This is a genomic window from Enterococcus sp. DIV1639a, from assembly GCF_050530445.1.
Lineage (GTDB): Bacteria > Bacillota > Bacilli > Lactobacillales > Enterococcaceae > Enterococcus_B > Enterococcus_B hirae.
Window position 1 is genome coordinate 1,986,547 of the sequence record NZ_CP172886.1, and the last position, 25,734, is coordinate 2,012,280.

Annotated in this window: 18 protein-coding genes; 4 read left to right on the plus strand and 14 right to left on the minus strand. The window is 37.0% G+C overall.

What is annotated here, in order from left to right:
• The first annotated feature begins 16 nt into the window (after window positions 1-16).
• The gene (locus tag IGJ32_RS09065) at window positions 17-874 is read left to right on the plus strand and encodes a pyruvate, water dikinase regulatory protein (protein WP_010718532.1); all 858 of its coding nucleotides are present in this window, start codon (window positions 17-19) and stop codon (window positions 872-874) included.
• Window positions 875-1,023: 149 nt separating this feature from the next.
• On the opposite strand, the gene IGJ32_RS09070 is transcribed toward IGJ32_RS09065, so the two are convergent.
• From IGJ32_RS09070 to IGJ32_RS09095, 6 genes are all read right to left on the minus strand, one after another.
• Window positions 1,024-1,371: an ArsR/SmtB family transcription factor gene (locus tag IGJ32_RS09070; protein WP_342081850.1), complete on the minus strand. Its 348-nt coding sequence runs from the start codon at window positions 1,369-1,371 to the stop codon at window positions 1,024-1,026.
• A gap of 14 nt (window positions 1,372-1,385) precedes the next feature.
• Window positions 1,386-3,113: a phospho-sugar mutase gene (locus tag IGJ32_RS09075; protein ID WP_010737954.1), complete on the minus strand. Its 1,728-nt coding sequence runs from the start codon at window positions 3,111-3,113 to the stop codon at window positions 1,386-1,388.
• A gap of 137 nt (window positions 3,114-3,250) precedes the next feature.
• Window positions 3,251-3,646, minus strand: a complete 396-nt coding sequence (locus IGJ32_RS09080; RefSeq protein WP_342081840.1) for a hypothetical protein — start codon at window positions 3,644-3,646, stop codon at window positions 3,251-3,253.
• Window positions 3,647-3,840: 194 nt separating this feature from the next.
• The gene (gene trxB / locus IGJ32_RS09085; RefSeq protein ID WP_081128033.1) at window positions 3,841-4,770 is read right to left on the minus strand and encodes a thioredoxin-disulfide reductase; all 930 of its coding nucleotides are present in this window, start codon (window positions 4,768-4,770) and stop codon (window positions 3,841-3,843) included.
• 146 nt (window positions 4,771-4,916) lie between these two features.
• Window positions 4,917-6,350 carry a 6-phospho-beta-glucosidase gene (locus tag IGJ32_RS09090; protein ID WP_081128034.1) on the minus strand — a complete coding sequence of 478 codons (1,434 nt, stop codon included), beginning with the start codon at window positions 6,348-6,350 and terminating at the stop codon, window positions 4,917-4,919.
• A 13-nt stretch (window positions 6,351-6,363) separates the two neighbouring features.
• Entirely contained in the window at window positions 6,364-7,758 is a 1,395-nt protein-coding gene (locus IGJ32_RS09095) for a 6-phospho-beta-glucosidase (RefSeq protein WP_010718538.1), read from the minus strand.
• A 220-nt stretch (window positions 7,759-7,978) separates the two neighbouring features.
• On the opposite strand from IGJ32_RS09095, the gene IGJ32_RS09100 reads away from it, so the two are divergent.
• Window positions 7,979-8,869, plus strand: a complete 891-nt coding sequence (locus IGJ32_RS09100) for a MurR/RpiR family transcriptional regulator (protein ID WP_342081841.1) — start codon at window positions 7,979-7,981, stop codon at window positions 8,867-8,869.
• A gap of 214 nt (window positions 8,870-9,083) precedes the next feature.
• On the opposite strand, the gene IGJ32_RS09105 is transcribed toward IGJ32_RS09100, so the two are convergent.
• From IGJ32_RS09105 to IGJ32_RS09120, 4 genes are all read right to left on the minus strand, one after another.
• The gene (locus IGJ32_RS09105) at window positions 9,084-9,218 is read right to left on the minus strand and encodes a hypothetical protein (protein WP_265096494.1); all 135 of its coding nucleotides are present in this window, start codon (window positions 9,216-9,218) and stop codon (window positions 9,084-9,086) included.
• A gap of 231 nt (window positions 9,219-9,449) precedes the next feature.
• Window positions 9,450-11,228, minus strand: a complete 1,779-nt coding sequence (locus tag IGJ32_RS09110) for an ABC transporter ATP-binding protein (RefSeq protein ID WP_342081842.1) — start codon at window positions 11,226-11,228, stop codon at window positions 9,450-9,452.
• Window positions 11,218-12,978, minus strand: coding sequence for an ABC transporter ATP-binding protein (locus tag IGJ32_RS09115; protein ID WP_342081843.1), 1,761 nt, complete (start codon window positions 12,976-12,978; stop codon window positions 11,218-11,220). The genes IGJ32_RS09110 and IGJ32_RS09115 overlap by 11 nt, the downstream gene beginning before the upstream one ends.
• Window positions 12,979-13,152: 174 nt before the next feature.
• Complete coding sequence (locus IGJ32_RS09120) at window positions 13,153-13,377, minus strand: YneF family protein (protein WP_010718542.1); 225 nt, start codon at window positions 13,375-13,377, stop codon at window positions 13,153-13,155.
• 238 nt (window positions 13,378-13,615) lie between these two features.
• Here IGJ32_RS09120 and IGJ32_RS09125 point away from each other — a divergent pair, with 238 nt between their 5' ends.
• Window positions 13,616-15,193 (plus strand): Nramp family divalent metal transporter, encoded by a 1,578-nt coding sequence (locus tag IGJ32_RS09125; protein ID WP_010718543.1) that lies wholly within the window; start codon window positions 13,616-13,618, stop codon window positions 15,191-15,193.
• Window positions 15,194-15,436: 243 nt separating this feature from the next.
• On the opposite strand, the gene IGJ32_RS09130 is transcribed toward IGJ32_RS09125, so the two are convergent.
• Window positions 15,437-16,336: a deoxyribonuclease IV gene (locus IGJ32_RS09130; RefSeq protein WP_081128037.1), complete on the minus strand. Its 900-nt coding sequence runs from the start codon at window positions 16,334-16,336 to the stop codon at window positions 15,437-15,439.
• Window positions 16,337-16,627: 291 nt separating this feature from the next.
• Here IGJ32_RS09130 and IGJ32_RS09135 point away from each other — a divergent pair, with 291 nt between their 5' ends.
• Entirely contained in the window at window positions 16,628-18,973 is a 2,346-nt protein-coding gene (locus tag IGJ32_RS09135; protein WP_373169206.1) for a transglycosylase domain-containing protein, read from the plus strand.
• Between the two features lie 92 nt (window positions 18,974-19,065).
• On the opposite strand, the gene IGJ32_RS09140 is transcribed toward IGJ32_RS09135, so the two are convergent.
• The 3 genes from IGJ32_RS09140 to ccpA all read right to left on the minus strand — a co-directional run bounded on the left by IGJ32_RS09140 (window position 19,066) and on the right by ccpA (window position 25,640).
• Window positions 19,066-21,447 carry a hypothetical protein gene (locus tag IGJ32_RS09140; protein WP_430610434.1) on the minus strand — a complete coding sequence of 794 codons (2,382 nt, stop codon included), beginning with the start codon at window positions 21,445-21,447 and terminating at the stop codon, window positions 19,066-19,068.
• A 513-nt stretch (window positions 21,448-21,960) separates the two neighbouring features.
• Window positions 21,961-24,414 carry a hypothetical protein gene (locus IGJ32_RS09145; protein ID WP_342081852.1) on the minus strand — a complete coding sequence of 818 codons (2,454 nt, stop codon included), beginning with the start codon at window positions 24,412-24,414 and terminating at the stop codon, window positions 21,961-21,963.
• Window positions 24,415-24,638: 224 nt separating this feature from the next.
• Window positions 24,639-25,640: a catabolite control protein A gene (gene ccpA / locus IGJ32_RS09150; protein ID WP_010718548.1), complete on the minus strand. Its 1,002-nt coding sequence runs from the start codon at window positions 25,638-25,640 to the stop codon at window positions 24,639-24,641.
• Window positions 25,641-25,734: the final 94 nt, after the last annotated feature.

Below are 25,734 nucleotides of genomic sequence, written 5' to 3' on the forward strand. Positions count from 1 at the left end.
GTGAGGTTTTTTATTTATGGCTTTTGATTCTACTGAGATCGTTACTTTTTTTGTCATTTCTGATTCAGCTGGTGAAACAGCAACAAAACTCGCACAGGCAACCATGGCACAATATCCTACAGTTGAATTTAATTTATTTCGTCGAACGTTTGTCACTGACCAAGACACCCTCGAACAAGCCTTACAAGATGCGTTAGCAGAAAAAGCGTTAGTTCTTCATACCTTGATCAACCAAGAGCTGATTGATTATACCCGAAGTTTTTGCGAAGAAAACAACTTATTTAGTTTTGACGTGATGACTCCACCGATCGAAGAAATCCAACGATTAACAGGAATTCAACCCACTCGTCAACCTGGAGCCCTACATTTATTGAATGAAAATTATTTTAAACGAATCAAGGCAATGGAATTTGCTGTAAAATACGATGATGGGAAAGATCCAAGAGGCTTCTTAGAAGCAGACGTGGTGTTGCTAGGAGTTTCCAGAACGTCAAAGACACCATTAAGTCTTTTTTTAGCGAATAAAAACTTAAAAGTGGCGAATCTTCCACTCATTCCTCAAGCCCATATCCCAAAACAACTTTGGGAGATCGATCCTAAAAAAATTGTTGGTTTAACCAATAATCCCGATATTTTAAATAATATTCGAAAAGAACGGATGCGTTCCTATGGATTAAATCCTGATACGGCTTATTCTGATATCGAAAAAATACGAGCAGAATTAGATTTTGCTAATGATTTGTATGAAAAATTAGGTTGCGTTGTGATCAATGTTGCTTCTCTCTCAATTGAAGAAACGGCTTCGTTGATCCTAAATGCCTTAGATTTAGAGGACCACAGTTATTATGGCACGGATACTTCAGGAGAAAAATAAAGAACAAATAATTGTATCCAGTAAGCAGCTATAACAAACAACCAGAACCAAACGCATAACTAGTTGAAAAAAAGCCAGCTGAAACGTGTCTGCTGGCTTTTTTTCAGTATAATCTATTTACATTCCCTTAGAAATGCCTCATTCTTATTTTACTGATGTTCCACATGTTTCAAGGTTTGTTCCAAGATATCCAACACGTGAAAATCATCTAAACTATATAAGATTGCTTTGCCTTCACGATGCGATTTTACCACATGGTTTTCCCTTAATAAACGTAGTTGGTGGGAAACAGCGGATTGTTCCATTTCCACCGCTTGGCTGATGGCCGTCACATTTTGTTCTCCATCTTTTAAATACATCAATATTTTCAATCGGGTAGGATCACTTAAGACTTTAAATAATTGACTCACTTTTTCTATTTCGTTTTTTGGTGTGTCTGTCAACCGATTCACCTCCATAAAAAAAGACTGACTTCTAAAGTTTACCACTTTTTCCATCAGTCTCAATTATTTTATTCTTCTGTCATTGATTTGATGATTGCTTCATAGGTATCGATCTTTTCTTGTGCCTCTTGTGCGGAATTGCCTTTTACACCGATATAGAATTTGATTTTTGGCTCTGTTCCTGAAGGACGGATCGCTACCCAACCATGTTCTTCTAATACATATTTTAATACGTCAGATGGAGGTGTCGTTAATTTTTCCACTCGTCCAGCTGAATCTGTTTTCGTTAATTCTTTGAAATCTTCTGTTTGAAGAACTTTTGCTCCAGCAAATTCTGATGGGGCATGGTCACGGAATTTCTTCATCAAAGCAGCGATTTTGGCTGAACCTTCTTGACCACTCATCGTGACTGAGATTGTTTTTTCAGCAAAATAACCATATTTTTCAAAAATCATTTGTAAGCCGTCATAAAGTGTCTTCCCTTGTTTTTTATAAAAAGCAGCCACTTCGGCTAACAATAAGAGTGCTTGGATTGCATCTTTATCACGTACAAATGGTTTGACCAAGTAACCATAGCTTTCTTCAAAACCAAACATAAATGTATGAGAATGATCTTTTTCAAATTGATGGATTTTTTCTGCAATAAATTTAAAGCCTGTTAAGACATTGATCATCGTAGCGCCATAGCTTTCAGCGATGGCTGCAGGAAGTTCACTTGATACGATTGACTTAAGTACGGCTGCATTTTCAGGTAAAGTCCCTCGTGATTGATGTGCTTCTAAAATATATTGAATCATTAACGCACCGATTTGATTACCGGTCAAAACTTTATAAGAGCCATCAGGTTGGCGAACTGCTGCTCCTAAGCGATCCGCATCAGGATCAGTTGCAATCAATAAATCAGCGCCTTCTTTTTCACCTAAACGAATCGCATACTCAAATGCTGAATGTTCTTCAGGGTTTGGTGATTGAACCGTTGTAAAGTCAGGATCAGCTACAGCTTGTTCAGGTACAAGCATAAATTGTTCGAAACCAGCTTGTTGTAATGCTCTTTCTCCTAGCATTTTTCCTGTACCATGAAGGGGTGTAAACACCAATTTTAAGTCTTTCCCCATTGTTTGGACTAATTCTTGATCAATCGTGACTGCTTTGATTTCTTCCAAATATGCTTTATCGACTTCTTCACCAATGATCGTAATCAATCCACTAGTTTCTACTTCGTCATCAGCTAAAACAGCGACTTTTAAAGGATTACTTACTTCACGTACATATTTTGTCAATGCATCCGCATCAGCGGGTGGCATTTGTCCGCCATCTTCTCCGTAAACTTTATAGCCATTGTAAGCTGCTGGGTTATGAGAAGCTGTCACCATGATTCCCGCAAACGTATTCAAATGACGAACAGCGAAAGAAAGCTCAGGTGTTGGACGTAGACTCTCAAAGACAAAAGAAGGAATATCGTGTTGTGCCAAAGTCTTCGCTGCTTCCATCGCAAATTCAGGCGATTGATGGCGTGAATCATAAGCAATCGCTACGCCGCGACGTTTTGTTTCTTCTCCTTGTGTATCCATAAAACGTGCCAGCCCTTCTGTTGCTTGTCTGACCGTATAAATATTCATTCGATTGATCCCAGGACCTAAAATTCCCCGCATTCCTGCTGTTCCAAATTCTAAAGGAGCATAAAAAGCATCTTCCAGCTTTTCAGGGTCCTGACTAAGATCAGTTAATTGTTTTTTTAAATTTTCTTCTAAATTTTCTTCATTGGCCCATTGTTGGTATACTTGTTCCCAAGACATGAAGCGAACACCTCTTTCTAAAATATCTACCTCTTTCAGTATAGCATTCTCTTTTTAGATAGAAAAGTCAGAAGGAAAAATAAGCGCAGATGGGTTCTTCTTTTCTTTCACCAAGATCAAGATTATTCCTACTGTTCTTACAATATCAAACAAGATTTTTCTTGTTTCTGAAATTGCACTGAACCGTTACGATTATCTGGTTGAGTTTTTTTATTTTTTAGAATATCAAATAATTTTCTTTTTTTATTTGTTTGCTCTTCTTTCTTTTGCAAAGTTCCAAGATTATTCCAACTCTTCGGCTGATATGTTTGCCAAACTTCTGGTTCCTGTTCCCAAGGTGCTTTTACCCTCTGTCCTCCTTTCATAAAAATAACTTTCTTGCTCAATTCCTTCCTATTGCGATAAACGTAGCGAAGCTCAGTTGATGTTTTCTTTTTGCCGTTGCAATTGTCTTTAGATAAAACCTCACTCATATTTAACCCATCTAAACAAAAATGGATCTTTAAATTTGGATTTAGTTTTGCACTATTCAAGCCAATTTTGCATCCTCTACGTATATGCCTTATGGAGAGGAAAGTGCGCATAACAGAAAAAATAAGTTCGATTTTGACAATAAACATCAAAATCGAACTTATTTTCTTTTTGAGAAAGAACTATTGTCCCACTCTCTCTTTAGTAGTATAAAAATGAATAGTATTCAAGAAGCTCTTCATCTCTTTTGATCACTTTACGCTTGTGTTGTTTCTTCTAATGCTTCTAAATATTTATAAACTTGTTGACCAGCAATGCCTCCATCACCGACTGCTGTCGTGATTTGTCGTAAATCTTTTTCACGAACATCCCCAATAGCGAACACACCAGGCATAGTCGTACGCATGTCTTGATCTGTTGGAATCCAACCAGCTGCATTAGTTAAACCAGCTTTTTTAAATGGTTCAGTCAACGGATCTAATCCTACGTAAATAAACACGCCATCTGCTGCTAAATCAATGGTTTCATTCGTTTTCACATTATGCGCTTTAACCCCAGTGACCACCATGTCATTACCAACGATTTCATCTGTGACAGTGTCCCAGACAAATGAAATCTTTTCGTTAGCGAATGCGCGATCTTGGATGATTTTTTGCGCACGTAATTCGTCTCTTCGATGAACAATCACGACTTCAGAAGCAAATTGCGTTAGGTAGATGGCTTCTTCTACCGCAGAATCGCCACCGCCGATCACGACTAAGCGTTTGTTTCGGAAAAAAGCACCGTCACATACGGCACAATAGGAAACACCTCGGCCAGCGTATTCTTCTTCTCCAGGAACACCTAACTTACGATGGATACAACCCGTTGCGATAATCACTGTTTTGGCTTCATAAGATTGATCTTCACAGATCACTTCTTTGTAATTTCCATGATCTTTGATGTCTTGCACAATTCCATAGACATTTTCTGTTCCAAATTTAGTGACACCTTCATACATTTTATATGCAAGGTCAGGTCCCATGATGGAATCAAATCCAGGGTAATTTTCAACTTCAGCGGTGTTATTCATTTGTCCACCCGGTGCGCCTTGTTCAATCATAGCAACTGAAAGATTTGAACGTGACGCATATAACGCAGCAGTCATTCCAGCAGGTCCAGCACCAATCACGATAACATCATACATATGTACATTCCTCCATTATAAAAATCAAGTAAGCTTACTTTACAGCCTATAGAAAAAAAAGTCTATTGTTCTGCTTACTCTTTCCTCGAATAGATTTATTATACTCGAAAAATTAGTTTAAAAACAATAGACTTTTATTTAATTCACTATTCGTTACTTAAATCTTCTCCATTTGTTGCAATGACTTTTTTATACCAGTTGAACGATTTTTTCTTCGAGCGTTCCAATGTCCCATTTCCTTCGTTGTCACGGTCAACGTAGATGAACCCATAGCGTTTCTTCATTTCGCCAGTCCCAGCAGAGACAAGATCGATACAGCCCCAAGTCGTGTAGCCCAGGAGATCCACACCATCGAGCTCAACCGCATCTTTCATTGCTTGGATATGTTGTGCTAAATAATCGATCCGATAGTCGTCTTCTACATAGCCATTTTCATCTGGTGTATCAATCGCACCTAATCCATTTTCGACGATGAACAATGGCTTTTGGTAACGATCATAAAGATCATTCATCGTGATACGTAACCCCAATGGATCAATTTGCCAGCCCCATTCACTGGCTGAAAGATAAGGATTTTTAGCCGATTCAAAAATATTACCGGCCGTTTGCTCTAATACTTTTGGATCAGTAGTAGCTACCCGGGAAGAGTAATAGGAGAATGAAATAAAATCAACGGTATGTTCTTTTAATATTTCTAAGTCAGTTGGTTCCATCTCGATTTTGATTCCATTACGTGCCATTTCTTTTAAGGCATAGGCGGGATAACTTCCCCTTGACTGGACATCAATAAAGAAATAGTTTTCCCGGTCCGCCTTTCTTGACGCCCAGACATCTTCAGGTTTACAAGTGTAAGGATAATTTGCGCCAGCTGCTAACATACAGCCAACTTTATTTTCTGGATCCACTTCATGAGCGATCTTTGTAGCGATTGCACTAGCAACTAGTTCATGATGGGCTGCCTGGTATTTGATTTGTTCCACATCGTCCCCTTCTTCAAAATACAATCCAGCGCCCATAAATGGAGCATGTAAAATCATATTGATTTCGTTGAAGGTCAACCAGTATTTCACTAGTCCTTTGTAACGATTAAAAATGACATGGCAAAGTCTTTCATAAAACTCTATCAACTTTCGAGAACGCCAAGCACCATATTCTTTGACTAAATGCATCGGACAATCAAAATGAGTGATCGTCACTAACGGTTCGATTCCATATTTTTGACATTCTTTAAAGACATCTTCATAGAACTTCAACCCTTCTTCATTTGGTTCCTTTTCATCACCTTTTGGAAAAATACGACTCCACCCAATGGATAAGCGATAAGTTTTAAATCCCATTTCCGCAAAAAGTGCAATATCCTCTTTGTAACGATGGTACATATCAATGGCTGTTTTTGCTGGATAAAAATGTTCCTCATCAAAGTCAAACATTTTTTGTTTCCCAGTGATCACTGAAAAACGATCTTTACCAATCGGAACAACATCAACATTAGCTAAACCACGTCCACCTTCAGCGTAGCCTCCTTCACATTGATTGGCAGCCGTTGCGCCACCCCATAAAAAGTCTTTCCTAAATGCCATCCTACTTCCTCCATTATTGTTTTTGATAAGTTTTTGTCAGGTTGTTTGCTATTTCATCTTGTACTTCGATCCCCTCTTCTTTTAAGCGGTGGATCGTTTCCTTAAATTGTGGTAAATACGCTTCGTGAGCAACAAACAATTCATCCATGATCCGTTTCGCTGTTTCACCCGACCGTACTAAGGGATTGATCGTAAATGCTTGAAGCGCTGTGCCATAATTACCCGTCACTGCCGCTTCGATCGTCAATAATTCCATATTTTTCATGACTTGAAGCCAGCCACGTTCAGCTGGTGGCAAAGAACCGAAAGCAACGTTGCGTGCCCCTTGTGCCCCGACATACGCTGTGACCTCCACGACACAATCAGCAGGCAGATCAGGAACAGCGCCGTCATTTTTTGTTGAAACAACGATTTGGGTTTCTTTATTGGCATAGATCGAAGCGATCGTTTCACAGGCAGCATCTGAATAATAAGCACCCCCACGTTGTTGTAACTGTTCTGGTTTATGGTCTAGTTCTGGGTCCTGATACAACTCAAATAATTCTGCTTCCGTTTTTTTAACTTGTTCTGCTCTTGTACCAATTGTTTGATATTCTTCTAAAGCATGGTTCAACATTTCTTCTTCACGATAATAATAGCGATGGTAGCCACAAGGAATCATTTGCATTTGTTGTAATTGTTCCTTGAAAAACGGCACATCGAATATATTTTTTGGTAAGCCATTATTTTCAGCATAAAGTCGGTCGATTAGCTCATTCGTTCGATCGTTTCCATGTGAATCTGCTACTTTATGCCAATGAAAGTGATTGAGTCCAGCAAATTTATAAATCAAGTTTTCTTTGGTTTCTCCCAGCATTTCTGGCTCTGTCATCATTGCCATAACTGGTACATTACAAAGCCCAATTACCTTTTCCCATTTCCCGTAGCGAACGACAGCTTCTGTAACCATTCCACTAGGATTGGCAAAATTGATCAGCCAAGCATCGGGACATAGTCTTTTCATATCTTCTACGATTGAAAGAATGACCGGAATGGTACGAAACGCTTTGAACATCCCACCAGCTCCATTGGTTTCTTGTCCAAGCATGCCATAATATGCAGGGATTCGTTCATCTTTCACTCTGGCATCTAATTGACCTACCCGAAACTGAGTTGTTACAAAATCAGCATCCCGCAGTGCTTCTTCTCGATCCAACGTCGCATAGATCTTAACATCATAAGGCGAAGCATCCCACATTCGTTGAGACATTTCACTGACGATTCTTAGTTTTTCTTGACCCTCTGCTACATCCACTAACCAGATTTCTTTAATCGGTAATTCTTCATATCGTTTAATAAACCCTTCCATCAATTCAGGGGTATAGCTACTTCCGCCACCAATTGTTGCAATCTTCACTTTTCGTTCCATGAGCTTTCTCCTTTTTTGTTTTTACAACTATATTATGTTTTTTGTAAACGAAAACAACAAGTTAACTTTATTCTTTTGCATTTCCATTTACAAAAATTCATTATATAGCCGATTATTTTGTAAAAATCTTGTATAAGAACAACGAACGATTGACGAATCAATAAATAGCGCTTACAATATTTTTACACAAAAAATTAAAAACATGTAAAAGAGGATCGTCATGCTATTAAAAGAAAAACTAAAAAAAATTGCTTTTTCTCCCGCAGAAACAGAAGTGATCCATTTTATTCAAAGCCATGAACATCAACTCAAAGAAGCAACAATTCAACAAATTGCGAAGGCATGTTATGTCCATCCTTCTACGTTGATTCGGATTGCCAAAAAGGCTGGGTTCAACGGTTGGGTCCACTTTAAGGAAGCTTTTTTGGCGGAAAACGAGTATTTGGAAGGAAATTTTCAAGAAGTTGATGCCAACCTCCCCTTTCTAGAAAACGATGGAATCATGTCTATTGCGAACAAAGTCGCTACACTGGAACGAATGACGATTGAAGATACACTCTCATTGCTTCACCACGATGACTTACAACGAGCAAAACAGCTTTTATTGAAAGCAAAAAAAATCGTCCTTTTTTCTAGTAATTCGAATACTTTGATCTCGCAGGCTTTTATGTTGAAAATGAAGCGAATCAAACGAGACGTAACGATCGTGACGACTTCAGGCGAATCCTACTACGAAGCCTACAACTGTACGCCTGATACTTGTGCCATCTTAATTTCTTATACCGGCGAAAATAAAATGATGTTACGAACAGCCAAGATTTTGCAAGAAATCAATGTGCCGATTTTAACATTGACGAGTATTGGTGATTCCACTCTTTCTACTTTCAGCTCAGCAATCCTTCGTATCACTACCAGAGAACGATTGTATTCCAAAATCAGTAATTTTACGATCAATACTTCAATTTGTTACTTACTAGACGTACTATACAGCTGTATCTTTGCAGAGGAATATCAAAAAAACCTCAACCATTTAATCAAAATCGGACAAAAAGTAGACGATCGCCCAATCAGCTCCTCTATTATGGAAGAGCCTCCTGCAATTAAGGAATAAATTATCTCACACTTTTCAGCTTCTTATGCATTTTCTCTTTTCACCATCTAGCTTGTTAAGTTAGTCGTGTCCAAAAAGAAAAACCTAAAAAATTTACCATGACAACATGGATATTTTTTAGGTTTTATTTGCTTAAATTTCATGTTGTTTTTCGTAGTTGTTAGCAGTTGGACTAGGCTCAGTAGCGCCTATTAGTCCACGTTCTCTTGCCTGACTAAAACTTGCTCCCCCCCTCACTCTCTTTGTTTCTTTGTTTTGATTCAATTGATGAGAGTTGTTCCATTTTGGCAGCCACTACTTTTTTGAGCTCTTCTACGGATACTTTTGGATCATCAATCTTGTCGGCCATTAAGTCTACCAAAACTGCTTTTTGTTTTTCATTAAGTTCTGACAGACGATAAAATGTCTCCGCTAAGAAATGATCACTAAATAGTTATTTTATATCTGTTTGTTTATTTCAAACGCTATTGTTCAAGGTACTCTACTTCTGATACTCAATAAAATTGTCTTTATTAAAAAAACAGAGAAAAAGAAGATGATTTCCTCTTTTTCTCTGTCTGATTACTTCTATTTGGAACAACTATTCACTTTGAAGTTTATACATATCAGCATACAGTCCTTCTTTTACTAGCAACTCCTGGTGGGTTCCTTGTTCAACGATTTTTCCTTTATCCAAGACAAGAATGAGTTCTGCATCTTTGATTGTTGACAAGCGGTGCGCAATCGCAATAGTGGTTCTTCCTTGACGCATCTTTGCTAATCCTTCTTGGATCAACCCTTCTGTCTCGGTATCAATATTGGCAGTTGCTTCATCTAAAACCAAGATTTTAGGATCAGTAACAATGGTTCGTGCGAATGTGATCAATTGTCGTTGTCCACTAGAATAACTTGCGCCTCGCTCAATCACTTTTGAATGATACCCATTTGGTAATTCATTAATAAAGCGATCGGCTTGGACAAATTCAGCCGCTGCACGTATCTGTTCATCTGTGATCGCTGGGTCCATCATACGTATATTTCCTGCAATATCCCCATAGAATAGAAAAGCATCTTGGAGAACTAACCCCATTTTTTTACGAAGTTCAGCAATCGGATATTCCCGAATATCACACCCGTCAATTAAAATCTGCCCTTCATAAAATTCATAAAAACGCATCAATACATTGATGATCGAACTTTTCCCACTGCCAGTATGACCGACTAATGCGACAGTTTCACCAGGATTGGCAACAAAAGAAATGTTGTTCAGCACTTTATTTTTTCCATCATAGGAAAAGCTGACATTACGAAATTCGATTTTCCCTTCAGTGATGGTTTTGTTTGCTCCTTCATGTTGCTGTGGTGCGTATTCTTCTGTGTCCATGATTTTTAAGATTCTGCTACCAGCGACGATCCCGTCAGTGAATATACTTAAGAAATCCATCATTTGAGACATCGGATTGAAGAACCCTTGGACATATGTGGTGAAAGCATAGATCAGTCCAACTTCCACTGGTGATTTTAAGGCATCTAAACCAAAAAGCGTCAGTACCCAAGCAATGGCTAATGCATATAAAAAGCTGATAATCGGGCTCAATAACAGCGAATTGGTTTTGATCATAGCGTATCGTGTATTGAGATAATCCGTATTGACCGCTTCAAATTCGTTTGCTAACCGTTTTTCCTGCCGGAATTGCTGGATGATCCGCATCCCTGAAATGGATTCATTTAATTTAGTATTCAACTGACTTAACTTTTCTCGCATATTACGATAAATCCGAGAACTAAATTTTTGATAATACCAGATCACGACTCCTAGAACAGGTAAAAAAAGCAACAGCCATAAAGCAATGCGTCCGTTGATTTGAAACATTGCAATAAAGGAGGAAACTACTGCGAAAATGCCTGTCAATACCATCAGAAAAACATACCAAAATTCAAAAAGCGTTTCGGTGTCATTCGTGACTCTTGAGACAGTCGAGCCGGCTGGTGTCTGGTCAAAATATCTCATTCCCAATGTATGCAATTTTTCAAATAATTTTATACGGATATATTGATAGGTTTTAAGCGAAGCATTGGAATACAAATACCATTGGAAAAACCAGATGATACTTTTGACGATGACCCCAAATAAATACAAGCCTGCAAAAAATAAAATCACTTGTGTCGTAGCAGATTGTTTGGCTAAATATTCATCCATAAAGGTTTGAATGATTCGAGGTAATAGGACATTGATTACTGACAATCCCAAAGCAAACAGGATGGCAATGATGAAAGTCGCTTTAAAGGGTTTAGCAAAATGCAACAAGCGTTTAATGATTTGCTTTTGCTCTCGCAATGGAATGGATTTTGACCATTCGGATTGATAGTTATCTTCCATCATTTTCTCCCCTTTCAATTTTGGCTTCTAACTGTTGTTTTTCCCACATTTGTTTGTACCAACCACCTAAAGCCAATAGCTCGGCGTGACGGCCACGTTCAATGATCTGTCCTTTGTCAATGACGATGATTTCATCAGCATGCATCACACTGCTTAGTCGATGAGCGGCAATGATCGTGGTTTTACTTTGACGAATTTCTTTTAAATTCCGCAAAATTCTTTCTTCTGTTTTAGCATCCACTGCCGACAACGCATCGTCAAGGATTAATAACTCTGGATTTTGGATCAATGCTCTGGCAATCGAGATCCGCTGTTTTTGTCCACCAGATAAGGAAACACCCCGCTCACCAACTAATGTTTCATACCCCTTCGGTAATTCTTTGATCTCTTGGTTGATTGATGCTAACGACGCAGCAGCTTCCACTTCTTCGTTAGATAACTTAGGATCAGAAAAACGGATATTCTCACGAATCGTCATTGAAAACAAAAAATGATCTTGTGGTACATAGCCAATAGAATGTAAAAGAGCATCTAAGGAATATTCTTTGATCGAACGACCACCAAATTTGATTTGTCCTTGATAGTCATCATATTCACGCATCAGCAACTTCATGATCGTGGTTTTTCCAGCACCAGTTTTACCAACAATTCCTAATGTATCCCCTTCTTTAATTGCAAACTTGATTTGTTCCAAGGCGGGTAATTCTTCTTTGGGATAATGGAATTGCGCGATCTCTACATTTAATTCTCCTTTTGCGGGTGTCTTCACTGCACCAAGTTGTTCGACGATATGGGTCTTCTCATGTAAGAGTTCATTCACTCGGTCATAAGAAGCATTTCCTCTTTCCAGAACATTGAACAACCGACCAATAGCAAACATCGGCCAAACCAACATTCCAATGTAACTGATGAAGGAAACCATTTGTCCAATCGTGATCGTGCCATCTAGCACATATTTACCACCCAAGATGATCGTTAAAACATAAGATAACCCAATGATCAGCGTGATAAACGGATCAAACAAAGCATCTAAAAAGTTGACACGTTTATTCTTGGTGATTGCCTGTTCGATTTTTTCTTGAAAATCTGCCAGATCTTCCTGCTCTTGCCCAAAAGTTTTGATTACTTTAATCCCAGTAATACTTTCTTGCGTTTTGTCGTTGATACTGGAAAAAGCTTCTTGTGATTCTCGAAAAGCATCATGTAGTTTTGATCCTAATATCCTTGAAGTAACAGCTAATAGCGGCAAAGGGATCAAAGCAAGTAAAGTCAAGCGCCAGTCAATGAAAAGGATCATGGCAATGATTGTGGTTCCCCCAGTAATGACCGAATCAGCAAATGTCAAGATGCCTGCTCCTGCCACATTTTGAATCGCATTTAAATCATTGGTCGCATGTGCCATTAAGTCACCTGTACGATATTTTTGGTAAAACATACTATCCATACGAGTGAAATGGATAAACAAACGCTGACGTAATTCCTTCTCTAACCTCGCTGCACTTCCCCAAATATTCACCCGCCAAATGAAACGAAAGAGATACTGTAAAATGGCAGATCCGATTAATACAGCGATCCAAAAGACGATAAATCGCATGGAGAGATTCTTATCTGCAATCTCATCGATGATGATCCCGATTACTTTAGGCGGAACTAACTGAACCAAGGCAACACATAATAAAGAAAAAACGCCGATCACATAGTGCTTCTTTTCTTGTTTAAAAAACCAACCCAACTTCCTAAAAATAGACATATTTTTCCTCCTTTTTAACTCCCATCAACCTCTTTTTCTCTTGAAAATTTAGTCAGTGTCACTCATTTTTCTCACTAACTACACAACCTTGTTTTTAATCGCTTCCATAAATTCATCTAACAAAAAAAGCGAGCTGAAATCAATCAGCCCGCTATGATTTGTCCAATGAAAACCTTATTTTTTCCCTTGGTTTTTCATTTGTTGCATCATCTGACGAATTTTCTTTTCAGATGGTTTTTGCCCCATTGACATCATCATTGATCGTAACATGTCCTCATTAACGGGAGGATTTTTTTCTAAATAATCTTTCATATATTTACGCGCAAAAAAGAATCCACCGATTGCGCCGATTAATAAAGCAATAACTGCGATAAGTACGACTATTCCTGTTTTTACCATATAAATCTCTCCTTTCTATTTCCGAATTGCTCTCAATGACTTATTTTACTAAAGTTTTCCCAAAAAAGAAAGGCGTTTTCTTTAGTTTTGGCTAAAAAGTTTATTTTACTGCTTTCCTATAACTTCGCCAAAAAGAAGCTTAACCATATATTTTTTTTAGGCAAACCGAATAAATTGCTTTCAATTTTTTTGATGCAGGTGTAGAATGGTGTCGTGAAGAAAATGAGAGGTGATTTTTTTGAGTAATCAATTCCATAAACAAAAATTGATTGAACACACCAACGGCTTATCTTTAGCTGAAGTGAACGGGACAGTCAAAGTTCCTAAAGGGAAAAGTTTTTTTAAAACATTATTAGCTTATTCAGGTCCTGGCGCACTCGTTGCGGTAGGTTATATGGACCCAGGAAACTGGTCGACTTCTATTACAGGAGGTCAAAACTTTCAATATTTACTGATGTCAGTCATTCTTTTATCCAGCTTAGTCGCTATGCTTTTGCAATATATGGCAGCAAAACTAGGCATCGTTAGTCAAATGGATTTAGCCCAAGCCATCCGAGCCCGTACAAGTAAAACACTTGGTGTGATTTTGTGGGTGTTAACTGAATTGGCAATCATGGCAACCGATATTGCAGAAGTAATTGGGGCTGCCATTGCCCTTTATTTACTTTTTGATATTCCATTAGTAATTGCTGTATTTATTACTGTTTTTGATGTTTTTGTTTTATTGATGTTAACTAAGATTGGCTTTCGTAAAATTGAAGCGATCGTCGTTTGTTTGATCTTTGTCATTTTATTCGTTTTTGTCTACCAAGTGGCTTTGTCAAATCCCGACTGGAAACATTTATTTGCTGGCTTTGTTCCTAATAGCAAAACGTTTGCTGATTCACCGATGATTGGTGGTGAGACACCATTGACAGGTGCATTAGGAATCATTGGCGCAACTGTCATGCCTCATAATTTGTATCTCCATTCTGCAGTCTCACAAACGAGAGAAATCGATCGGAAAGACCCAACCGATATCGCTCGAGCTGTTCGTTTTACAACTTGGGATTCTAATATTCAATTGACTATGGCTTTTTTAGTCAATGCTTTACTTTTGATCATGGGCGTTGCAGTATTTAAAAATGGTTCTGTGCAAGACCCATCATTTTTTGGGCTTTACGAAGCATTGTCTAATCCTTCTGTTATGAGCAATGATGTATTGACCACTGTAGCAAAATCTGGCATTTTATCTACATTATTTGCTGTTGCCCTTTTAGCTTCTGGACAAAATTCTACGATTACTGGAACACTGACAGGACAAGTGATCATGGAAGGCTTTATCCACATGCGTATGCCGATTTGGTTACGTCGTTTGGTCACACGTCTCTTGTCTGTCATCCCTGTTTTACTCTGTGTCCTCTTTACCAGCACGAAAGGAACGATCGAAGAACATACTGCTTTGAATCATTTGATGAACGAATCTCAAGTATTCCTTGCATTTGCGCTTCCTTTTTCAATGATTCCATTATTGATGATGACAAATAGTGAAGTAGAGATGGGGAAACAATTTAAAAATAATCTATTCGTTAAATCTTTAGGCTGGATCTCCGTAATCAGTCTGACATTCTTGAATTTACGAGGGTTGCCTGGACAAATCGAAAGTTTCTTTGGTGATCAAGCAACTACCAATGAATTGATGTGGGCAGACAATGTGGCCTACTTGATTATCTTTGCTGTCTTAGCCTTATTGTGTTGGACGATCGTCGACTTGTATAAAGGGAACAAAAGATACGCAGAACGTTTGCAACAACTAACCGTCCAAGAAAATAACTAATAAAAAGATTAGATGATAAAAAAGTTGTTCCTTAAGTGTCCAACTTTAAAAAATAAGCCAAAGAATCCCGAAATAGTTACTCAGGGAAATTCTTCGGCTTATTTTAATTCGTATAACTACATTCAACAGCTTTGATGTCCATTTGTTGAAATGTCTTCGTGAAGAGATAAATCACGTTTTTTTCTACTAATATCAGTAGGTTTTGCACAAATCCTACAATCAAAACTTTAAGGTTTCATTTGTTTATTCATTCACTGCTGCTAATAATTCTGGGAAAGCTTCTGGATCAAAGTGTTTTTCTTTTAACATAGCAATTTCTTTTCCATATGGTGCATAGGCCGTTTTTTTCTCTTTCCCTACATAAGGGGTTTCTAAGATTTTGGCAATATCTGAAAACATCGGTTCATGTACGATTTCTTTCAGTGCATCAAAACCGATCGTCCCGAAACCAATATTAGCATGACGATCCTTATGTGACCCTTGAGGATTCTTCGAGTCATTGATGTGTAACACTTTCAATCGATCCAAGCCGATTACTTTATCAAATTCTGTCATTACACCTGAAAAATCATGACACACGTCATAGCCTGCATCGTTCGTATGACAAGTATCAAATGTCACAGACAGTTTTTCATTCAAAGTCACGCCATCAATGATCTGCGCTAATTCTTCAAATGTCCGACCGACTTCCGTCCCTTTACCAGCCATTGTCTCTAAAGCAATTTGTGCAGTCTGTTCTTTCGTCAAAACTTCATTCAATCCTTCAATGATTTTGGCGATACCAGCTGCGGCACCTGCACCGACATGGGCACCTGGATGCAAAGTGATCTGTGTTGCTCCTAAAGCCTCCGCTCGGACGATCTCTTCTCTTAAAAATTGAACCGCAAAAGGAAACATCTCCGGTTTAATCGTATTTCCCAAATTAATAATATAAGGTGCATGAACCACTATATCAGATAATCCATGTTCCTTCATATACGCTTTCCCCGCTTCGATATTCATGTCTTCAATTGCTTTACGTCTAGTATTTTGCGGTGCTCCAGTATAAATCATAAAGGTTGAAGCACCGTAACTTGCAGCTTCTTCTGCTGCCCCTAATAGCATTTTTTTCCCACTCATGCTTACGTGTGACCCTAATAACATAAAATTCTTCCTCTCCATGAAAAGTGAATCAATGATCGAAATCCTTATCAAGCCATATTCCATTCATTGATAATCACTCTAAATAAGCTAATCTTTTTCTATTTTAACTGAACATATAGGGAAAGAAAAGTTTACGACTCGAAAACGGTCTAATGCTTTAAGTTTCTCGTTCACTCTATCATTCAGAAAAAGAAAGTTGAAATAATCCTTATAAAAATCACCATATCTGTTTTTTTGCTCCATTATTTGCTATAATTAGCGAAATAAAACTATTAGTTGAGGTGAACCCTTTTGCCACGTAAAGATACTCGGAAAAAGCAACATCGAAGGAAAAAGCAAAAATGGTTGGGATTAAACATCGCTTTTGGTGTCTTCCAATCACTGACTACTTTTATCGTCGTCCTTCTTCTGCTACTGGCAGCCCTTGGTGTTGGTATCGGAGCTGGTTATTTTGCCTATCTTGTTGAAGATACCGAAATACCATCCAAAGCAACCCTGCAATCAGAGCTTGGCAACATTACAGAAACATCTAAACTTGTTTATGCTGACAATTCTGAAATATCAAAGATCCAAACTGATTTAATGCGGACAGCCGTTCCTTCAGATCAAATTTCGCCTTTATTGAAAACTGCAATCATTAGTACTGAAGATGAGTATTTTGAGCGACATAACGGCTATGTACCAAAAGCTGTTTTGCGTGCTTTATTTTCTGAAGCAACTGGTATCGGTTCTTCCGGTGGTTCCACGTTGACTCAACAGTTAGTCAAACAACAAATCTTAACTGATGAAACAACATTCAAGCGAAAAGCAAATGAAATTTTATTAGCAGCACAAGTCGAGAAACACTTTTCCAAAAATGAAATTATTTCTATGTATCTAAATGTTTCTCCATTTGGTCGAAACAATAAAGGACAAAATATCGCTGGTGTACAAGAAGCAGCGAAAGGAATCTTTGGTGTTAATGCCAAAGATGTCAACTTACCACAAGCTGCCTTTATCGCAGGTTTGCCACAAAGTCCGATCACTTATAGTCCTTATACAAATACTGGGAGTTTAAAAGAAGACCTTTCAGCAGGATTGAATCGAAAAGATGTGGTTCTATTCAGCATGTATCGTGAAAATAAAATCACAAAACAACAATATGAAGAAGCGAAAGCTTATGATCTCACGAAAGATTTCTTACCACAACAGATTGCTGAACAAAGTGATCGTGAGTTTCTATATTATACCGTTATGGGTGAAGCCACAGAGATCATCACTAAACAATTAGCTGAAAAAGATGATGCAGATTTATCTGATAGTTCAGTCTATGATGCCTACTATCAAAAAGCACAACAAACGATCCAAAACAAAGGTTATACGATCCATTCAACGATCGATAAAAATGTTTATGCGGCAATGCAAGAAGCAGCAAAAAGTTATGGACATCTATTAGACGATGGCAAAGCCACACAAGTTGAGACAGGAAATGTCTTGATGGATAATAAAACTGGTCGTATCTATGGTTTTGTTGGTGGTAGAAATTATCTACAAAACCAAAATAATCATGCTTTTGACACCCAAAGACAAGCTGGGTCTTCGATTAAACCAGTACTCGTGTATGGTCCAGCCATCGATATGGGGCTTGTAGGATCAGAATCACGCGTTTCTGATTACGCAACTACCTGGCAAGAAGGAAGTAACGCAGGAGAAAAAATCGTCAATGCAACGAATGAAGGTTCTAATACCTTCCAAACGATTCGAGAGTCTTTGGAATGGTCTAACAATATCCCTGCCTATCATTTATATCAGGATGTTTTAGAAAATGGTGGTTCTAAACAATATGCTTATGAAAATTACTTGGCAAAAATGAATTATCCAACCAACGATAATTGGGGCGTTGAGTCTGCACCTTTGGGAACCGTTGATGTAACGACTTTGGAACAAACCAATGGCTTCCAAGCTTTAGCTAATGGCGGGGTCTATCAAGAAGGTTATTTGATTGATTCAATTACTGATAACTCAGGAAAAGTCATCTACAAACATGAGGAAAAACCTGTAAGAGTGTATTCTGAAGCTACAGCATCAATTATGAATGATATGATGCGTAGTGTAATCACTGCGAAAATCACGACACCTTTTAAAGATGATATTACTGCTTTAAATCATGAACTGGGACAAGCGGATTGGATCGGCAAAACAGGTTCAACAAATGACTACCGTGATTCTTGGCTGATTGTTTCAACGCCATCTATTACGATCAGTAGTTGGGCAGGTCACGATGACAACACTGGAATGGACTCAAGAGCCCGATTACGTTCTTCTAGCTATTTAGCCAATCTCATTAATCAAGTATACCAAGCAAATCCAGCGATGTTCGGGACAAAGGATAAATTTGAATTATCTTCTGATGTCTCCAAGAAAAAAGTAGCATCCTTTACAGGACAACTTCCTGGTAAAGTTACTGTTGATAAGAAAACCATCGAAACACCAAGTCAGACAGTTGAATCGCTTTGGGCAAAAAATGGTCCAAAAAAATCAACATTCAAGTTTGGTGTCGGTGGAACGGATGAAAACTATAAAAACTATTGGGGAACTGCTTCATCCTTTGCTCGAGAGCATCCAGCAAAAAAAGAAAATGATAAAGAAAATGAATAATTCAGAGTCTATCATCTTTAATATTGATGAAAACGAACTGACATTATTTGACAAAGGACCTAAAAAACAGTCGCCAATTATGGCGACTGTTTTTATCTTGTTAATTTTTCAGTAGCGCCCATACGCTTTTTTTCTTGCTGTTTGACTAAGTTCATTGCTTTATTCCTTTTTTGATCCACTGTTTGCTGTTGATGAGTATTTTTATCTGTAGTCGGTGAATATTTAGAATGATTTAGATCATTGGTAGCAGGTTTGCTTTTTTCTTTTTCATGTGTGACTGGTTCCCATACCCCAATTTCAAACCACAGCGGGTTCGTTTCACTTGATTTCTTTAGGTTATCTGACTGTTGGTCATTTCCATTGATATTCATCGAGGGCTCAGCTTTTTCTAAATATAGGCTGGTTCCTTCTTTGAATTTAGGAGCAGTCAAGTTTTTAAAGGTGCTAGGGTTAAAACTATTTAGATCATTGGTAGCAGGTTTGCTTTTTTCTTTTTCATGTATGACTGGTTCCCATACCCCAATTTCAAACCACAGCAGGTTCGTTTCACTTGATTTCTTTAGGTTATCTGACTGTTGGTCATTTCCATTGATATTCATCGAGGGTTCAGCTTTTTCTAAATATAGGCTGGTTCCTTCTTTGAATTTAGGAGCAGTCATGTTTTTAAAGGTGCTAGGGTTAAAACTATTTAGATCATTGGTAGCAGGTTTGCTTTTTTCTTTTTCATGTATGACTGGTTCCCATACCCCAATTTCAAACCACAGCGGGTTCGTTTCACTTGATTTCTTTAGGTTATCTGACTGTTGGTCATTTCCATCGATATTCATCGAGGGCTCAGCTTTTTCTAAAGGTAAGCTTGCATCATCTTTGTCTTTTCCTTTAAAGTCACCTGATTGCCGGTTATCCCCTTCTTTGACAGTCATCACTTGCTTACTTTCGATTTCCCTACAATAATCGCTATTGTTTTCTCTATTTGGCTCTTCAGGACTTTGCATTTTACTTTCATCTTTATTCCAATTGGTTCTTTCGCTACTGTTCGTTTGTACTTCTATCCATACTTGTGGGTCATGCTGTTTTTGTTTCTCTTCTTCCAAACGTATGCTGTCAACCGATTTTTGATTACGTTCCTTTGAAGCTTCACGTCTTTTTCTCCATTTGTTGACAGGATCTAATAACTCAATAGATTGATTGTTTTGAAATTGGAAGACTGTATCATTTTCCATGCTTTTTTTCAAAATATCGTTAAAATTGTCTCTAAACCGTCCATATATTTGACTTACTTTCCTACTAATGCTAACTAAAATAGCATCGATTTTACTGTTAGACAATTCACTTTTTTTCAAAGTAGAAAGATATTCAAAAGAATAACTTTCCGTATGTAAACCTATATGTTTTGCTAAGATATAACCAATCGCTTCTGATTTAAAATATTCTAATTGGTCTGGATAATCGGTACTAGTCCCTCTTGTCTTATGTATGGCTGAACGCATAAAGTTACTCAATGTTTGTTTATCATTCATCCCTGATTGAATCTCGATTGGCATACTTGTAAATTGGTTAATACTTTGGAACAAAATTTGGTAGAGAGATGAATCAACTGTTTGATTCCCTACATAGTATGCTGGTCTGGGTATTTCTTGCTTTTCCGCTAATTCACTAACATCGAAAACCTGTACTAGAAAAGAGGCTGTTAGTTTACTTTTTGTTTCTTTGTCGAAACGTACTTCTGTATGGTCTCTATAAAGTGCGTCTGGACCCAGTTTTAATTTTTTTTCTAGCTTCTTCCATTCCCGAGCCTCGAGAGCTAATTGGACATCTGGTTTTTGGGCGATCAGGTTTTGGGTTATTTTTGAGTGTTGCCAAGGAAGATGCGCTGTAACAGATAAAAACTTAATAAAATTATCCTCTTCTAGAAAAGTTGAAAGTTTTTTTTTTCGATACGTTTCAATCCCTTCCCTATCCCCCCGTTTATTCAAGCTTTGTATACTTTTATCGTCTATTCCCTCATTAAACCTAAGATTTAGTATATATTCAACTCCTTCTGGAAATAAGTCAATTGAGTTAACCAACTTATTACCACGTTCATTAATATGATGTGCCATACTTACAAAATAATAAAATTTTTCTATGATCTTTTCTTTATTTTCTTCTATAAACGGACGATATAATTCCATTCCCGGATCCTTAGTTACTATTACCAGTGAAGAATCAAGATACAAGGAATGATTAAAAACAAAACCTGGAGTACAGCGACGATTGTTCTTGTACTTCTCTTCCATTACTGGCAATGGATATACAAACTCTGTAAAAATTTTCTCTGTAAAAGATTTAATAGGAATATACCAATTTCTCCTATTTCTTTCCAATGCAAGATATGTCCTATTTAAATTTTCTAATGTTATTTCTTTGTACTTTGAAGTTTTTAACTCATCGTAAACATCAGGAAGCAGTTTCACAAAATAAATATCTGACATTTATAACTTCTCCTTACAATTTAGATTTTCTCTTCTGATAGAGATTCCATTTCATTATACGGAATAAAAAGCTAAAATTTGTCCAAGTTTTTACAAAAAAAATAAATAGTTGTTCTTGTTAACTAGCTAAAAGCTTCAACGAATGTTTACTTATTTCAATCACTAAATCTTTTTTAGAAGTTAAAACGAGAGTGGGACAATAGTTCTTTCTCAATCGTTGGCGATTTGGAAATTATAACCTGGTTTGCGCTGTCCATTTCGCATATAACCGTCTTTCATCCACATAAAGGTGGTAACAGTTAATGTTCTACATTTCGTGGTAAAGTTGTTTGGCTGATGGTATAATTTTTAAACATAAAGCACACTCCTTTGATTTTTGTTTAAGCACTTTAATCATACAAGGTTGTGCTTTTTATGTACCTTAAAATCAAAAAAATGGGGAAATAATCAGATTTTTTTCTGACTATTGTCCCACTCTCGTTTTTATCTGGTTATGGTTTTAAAGAAGCTTTTTTATCTTGCCACTGTTCTACGCCCGGATACTCCATTTTTTTTCTGCCGATTGTTTGTATTTGCTTTTTCCTGAGCTATTCTTTGCCATTGCGGAATGAATTTATCTGTAGTCAATGAATTTAGACTGTTAGTATCTACTTTTACTAAAGTGCTTTTGTTGCTTTTGTTGCTTTTTTTACTTCCTTTTTTTGTAACTGTTTCCCAAGTCATTTCTTCCGGCTCATTTTGATCCATTTGATGATCTGTCTGCTGATCTTTTCCATTAATAGTCGTCGAAAGTTTAGATTCAGTTCGGTTGGTATCCTCAGCTTTTTTCAAAGATAGGCTTTCACCTTCTTTGGCTTTCATGTCAAACAAGCTTGCAAAGGTTCTAGGGGTAGAAGATTCTTGATGCTCTGTCTGCGGGTTAATTCTATTAATAGTCGTCGAATGTTCAGCTTCATTTCGATTGGTATCCTCAGCTTTACTCAAAGGTAGACTTGCACCTTCTTTGGCTTTAAGGATAATCGATCCTTCAAAAGTTCTAAGTTTAGAACTCTTTAAATCATTGGTAACAACATTTTCTGAAGTACTTGTGTTACTTCCTTTACTTGTGTCTTTTTCCAAAGTTCCTTTCTCAAACCATTGTTGATTCGCTTCTCCGTATTTCACTAGATTATCTAGCTGATTGTTTCTTTCTGTGCTTGAGTTCTCTTTCCAAGATCTCTCTTTAACTTCTTGTTGCTTAGTACCATTTGATCCTTTAATATGAACTGTCTGTTGCTCATTTCCCTTAATATCCATCGAGAGTTCAGTTTTTTTTATGCTGGCACCCTCAGCTTTTTCCAAAGATATTTTGACTTCAGGTCTAATCAATCCTTTAGAGTCGCCTGATAGCTGGTGGTTCCCTTCTTTGACTTTCCTCACGTGTTTACTTTCGATTTCCCACCAATACTCGCTATTATTTTCGCTATTTTGCCCTTCAGAATTTTGTATTTTACTCTCATATATATTCGGATGGATTCTTTTACTCTTTTTAGTTTTAACTTCTGTCCAAGTTTGTGGATCACGCTGCTGTTTTTCTCCTACTTTCAAACGTTTGTCGCTAAACTTTTTTTTACTATTTTCAATCAAAGCTTCACGTCTTTTTTTCCCTTTATTGACGGGGTCTAATATCTCTATAGATTGATTGTTTTGAAGTTGGGTAACTTTATTCTTTTCGTTACTTTTATTCAAAATAATATTAAATTTTTCTCTAAAGTCATTATATGTTTTATTTACTTCTGAACTAATGCTCTCTAAAATATTATCTATTGTAGTTTCAGACAATTTATTCTGCCTCAAAGTAGAAAGATATTCAAAAGAATAACTCTCCGTAGATAATCCTAAATGTTTTGCTAAGGTATAACCGACCGCTTCTGATTTAAAATATTCTAAATGGTCTTGATCACCGATACTAGTCCATCTTCTCTTATGTATGGCTGAACGCAATAAGATACTCAATTTTTCTTTATCATTCATTCCCGATTGTATCTCGATTGACCTACTTGTAAGTCCTCTGATACTTTGGAATAAAATTTTATAGAGAAATGAATCAACTGTTTGATCTCCTACGTAGTAAGCAGGTCTAGGTATTTCTTGATTTTCCTTTAATTCACTAACATCAAAAACCTGTACTTGAAAATAATCTGTTGGTTTAGAGTTTGTTTTTTTTTTGAAAACTTCTCCTGTATATGCTCTAAGGAGGGATTCCGGACACAGATTTAGTTTTTTTTCAAGTTTCTTCCATTCCCAAGCCTGAAGAGCCAATTGGACGTCTGGTTTTTGGGCGATCAAGATTTGGATTATGCTTGAATCTTGCCAAGGAAGATGAGATTTAACAGATAAAAACTTAATAAAATAATCTTCTTCTAGAAAATTTGGAAGTTGTTTTTCTCGATATGCTTCAATCCCTTTTATATCACCTCGTTTGCTCAAATTTTGTATACTTTTATCACTTATTCCCTCATTAAACTTAAGATTGCATATTTCCTCTATTTCTTTTAGAAATAATTCAAGCGTTCCGGTCTTTTTATCGTATACACAATGATTATAATATCCTCTTAGATAATGATAAAAAGCGTCCTTAATTTTTTCCAAATTTTTTTCTATAAACGGTAGGTATAAATCAGCTATCTCTTCACTTTTTATCTTTACTTCTATTACATCTGAAGAGGAAAGATTTAAGGACTGATAGAAAACTAATCCCGGAGAAACAAGATGAGGGTCCTCCTCCAATATTGGCAAAAAAAATACAGAATCTGGATGTTTTGTACTTGTATGAGCTTTAAAAGGAATATACCAATTTCTTTCATTTTGTTCGAACGCAAGATACATTCTTGTTTCTTTATTTAATATCCTATTTTTAGTTTCCTTTGAAGTTATTAAATCATTGTAAACTTCAGGGCGTAGTTTTACAAAATAAAAATCTGACATTTATAACTTCTCCTTACAATTTAAATTTTCTCTTCTGATAGAGATTCCATTTCATTATACGGAATAAAAAGCTAAAATTTGTCCAAGTTTTTACAAAAAAATAAATAGTTGTTCTTGTTAACGAGCTAAAAGCTTCAACGAATGTTTACTTATTTCAATCACTGAATCTTTTTAGAGGTTAAAAACACTCCACTAGCATCATCTAGTGGAGTGTTAATCACTTATTATTTCGTCGATCCTTTTTCTTCAATTCCATAAGGTAAGATAATTGTTTTTTCTTCAACTTCTTCTTTATTCATCATTTTTGTTAATAGACGCATTGAAACGGCACCTAAATCATACAATGGTTGTGTGATACTTGTTAGGCGTGGACGTGCAACTTCTGTTAACAATGAGTTATTACTTGTAATGATCTCAAATTCTTCCGGTACTTTCACACCTTTATCTAAAAGACCATCTAAAATACCGATAGCTAATTCATCATCTGAAACATAAACAGCTGTTGCGCCACTGTTATGAATGCGATCAACTAGGGTTAATCCGTCTTTAAAGTTATACTCTGCTTCAAAGATCAAACCTTCGCTGTAAGGTAAATTATTTTCTTTAAGTGCTTCTTTATATCCTTTCAAGCGATTTTGACCATTGATTGGATCAATCAATGCCCCACTGACAAAGGCAATTTTTTTATTGCCATTCTTAGCTAATTTATTGACAGCATCCTTAGTTGCTGAAGTGTAATCGATATTCACACTTCCAACTTGTTCATCAGGGTCAATTGAGCCAGCCAATACTACAGGAGTCTTAGATCGAGAAAACTCACCACGGATTTCATCAGTGATATGATGTCCCATGAAGATCACGCCATCTACTTGTTTTGCTAGCAAGTTATTTAATACATTCACTTCTTTTTGATCATTGCCGTCTGAATTTGCTAAAATGATGTTGTATTTGTACATTGTAGCAACATCATCGATCCCACGTGCTAAAGAAGCAAAAAACATATTGCTGACATCTGGAATGATTACCCCTACTGTCGTTGTCTTCTTACTTGCTAGCCCACGTGCAACAGCATTCGGACGATAGTCCAATCGATCAATGACTTCTAATACTTTTTTTCTAGTCGCAGGTTTGACATTCGGATTCCCGTTAACGACACGTGAAACAGTAGCCATCGAAACATTTGCCTCTCTCGCTACATCATAAATAGTAATTGTTTGCTTTTCCATTCTTGCTCTCCTGTTCATTTTTATATGTTTTCTGAAAATACGCTTTACATTTCTAAAACAGGATAACAAATAATACTCAAAATTGCAACCGTTT

Coding starts and splice junctions, on each gene's coding strand:
- ccpA (WP_010718548.1), bottom strand. CDS start 25,640: ATGGAAAAGCAAACAATTACTATTTATGATGTAGCGAGAGAGGCAAAT.
- trxB (WP_081128033.1), bottom strand. CDS start 4,770: ATGTATGATGTTATCGTGATTGGTGCTGGACCTGCTGGAATGACTGCT.
- IGJ32_RS09140 (WP_430610434.1), bottom strand. CDS start 21,447: ATGTCAGATATTTATTTTGTGAAACTGCTTCCTGATGTTTACGATGAG.
- IGJ32_RS09120 (WP_010718542.1), bottom strand. CDS start 13,377: ATGGTAAAAACAGGAATAGTCGTACTTATCGCAGTTATTGCTTTATTA.
- IGJ32_RS09145 (WP_342081852.1), bottom strand. CDS start 24,414: ATGTCAGATTTTTATTTTGTAAAACTACGCCCTGAAGTTTACAATGAT.
- IGJ32_RS09130 (WP_081128037.1), bottom strand. CDS start 16,336: ATGTTATTAGGGTCACACGTAAGCATGAGTGGGAAAAAAATGCTATTA.
- IGJ32_RS09110 (WP_342081842.1), bottom strand. CDS start 11,228: ATGGAAGATAACTATCAATCCGAATGGTCAAAATCCATTCCATTGCGA.
- IGJ32_RS09095 (WP_010718538.1), bottom strand. CDS start 7,758: ATGGAACGAAAAGTGAAGATTGCAACAATTGGTGGCGGAAGTAGCTAT.
- IGJ32_RS09115 (WP_342081843.1), bottom strand. CDS start 12,978: ATGTCTATTTTTAGGAAGTTGGGTTGGTTTTTTAAACAAGAAAAGAAG.
- IGJ32_RS09075 (WP_010737954.1), bottom strand. CDS start 3,113: ATGTCTTGGGAACAAGTATACCAACAATGGGCCAATGAAGAAAATTTA.
- IGJ32_RS09100 (WP_342081841.1), top strand. CDS start 7,979: ATGCTATTAAAAGAAAAACTAAAAAAAATTGCTTTTTCTCCCGCAGAA.
- IGJ32_RS09090 (WP_081128034.1), bottom strand. CDS start 6,350: ATGGCATTTAGGAAAGACTTTTTATGGGGTGGCGCAACGGCTGCCAAT.
- IGJ32_RS09105 (WP_265096494.1), bottom strand. CDS start 9,218: ATGGCCGACAAGATTGATGATCCAAAAGTATCCGTAGAAGAGCTCAAA.
- IGJ32_RS09065 (WP_010718532.1), top strand. CDS start 17: ATGGCTTTTGATTCTACTGAGATCGTTACTTTTTTTGTCATTTCTGAT.
- IGJ32_RS09070 (WP_342081850.1), bottom strand. CDS start 1,371: ATGGAAAAAGTGGTAAACTTTAGAAGTCAGTCTTTTTTTATGGAGGTG.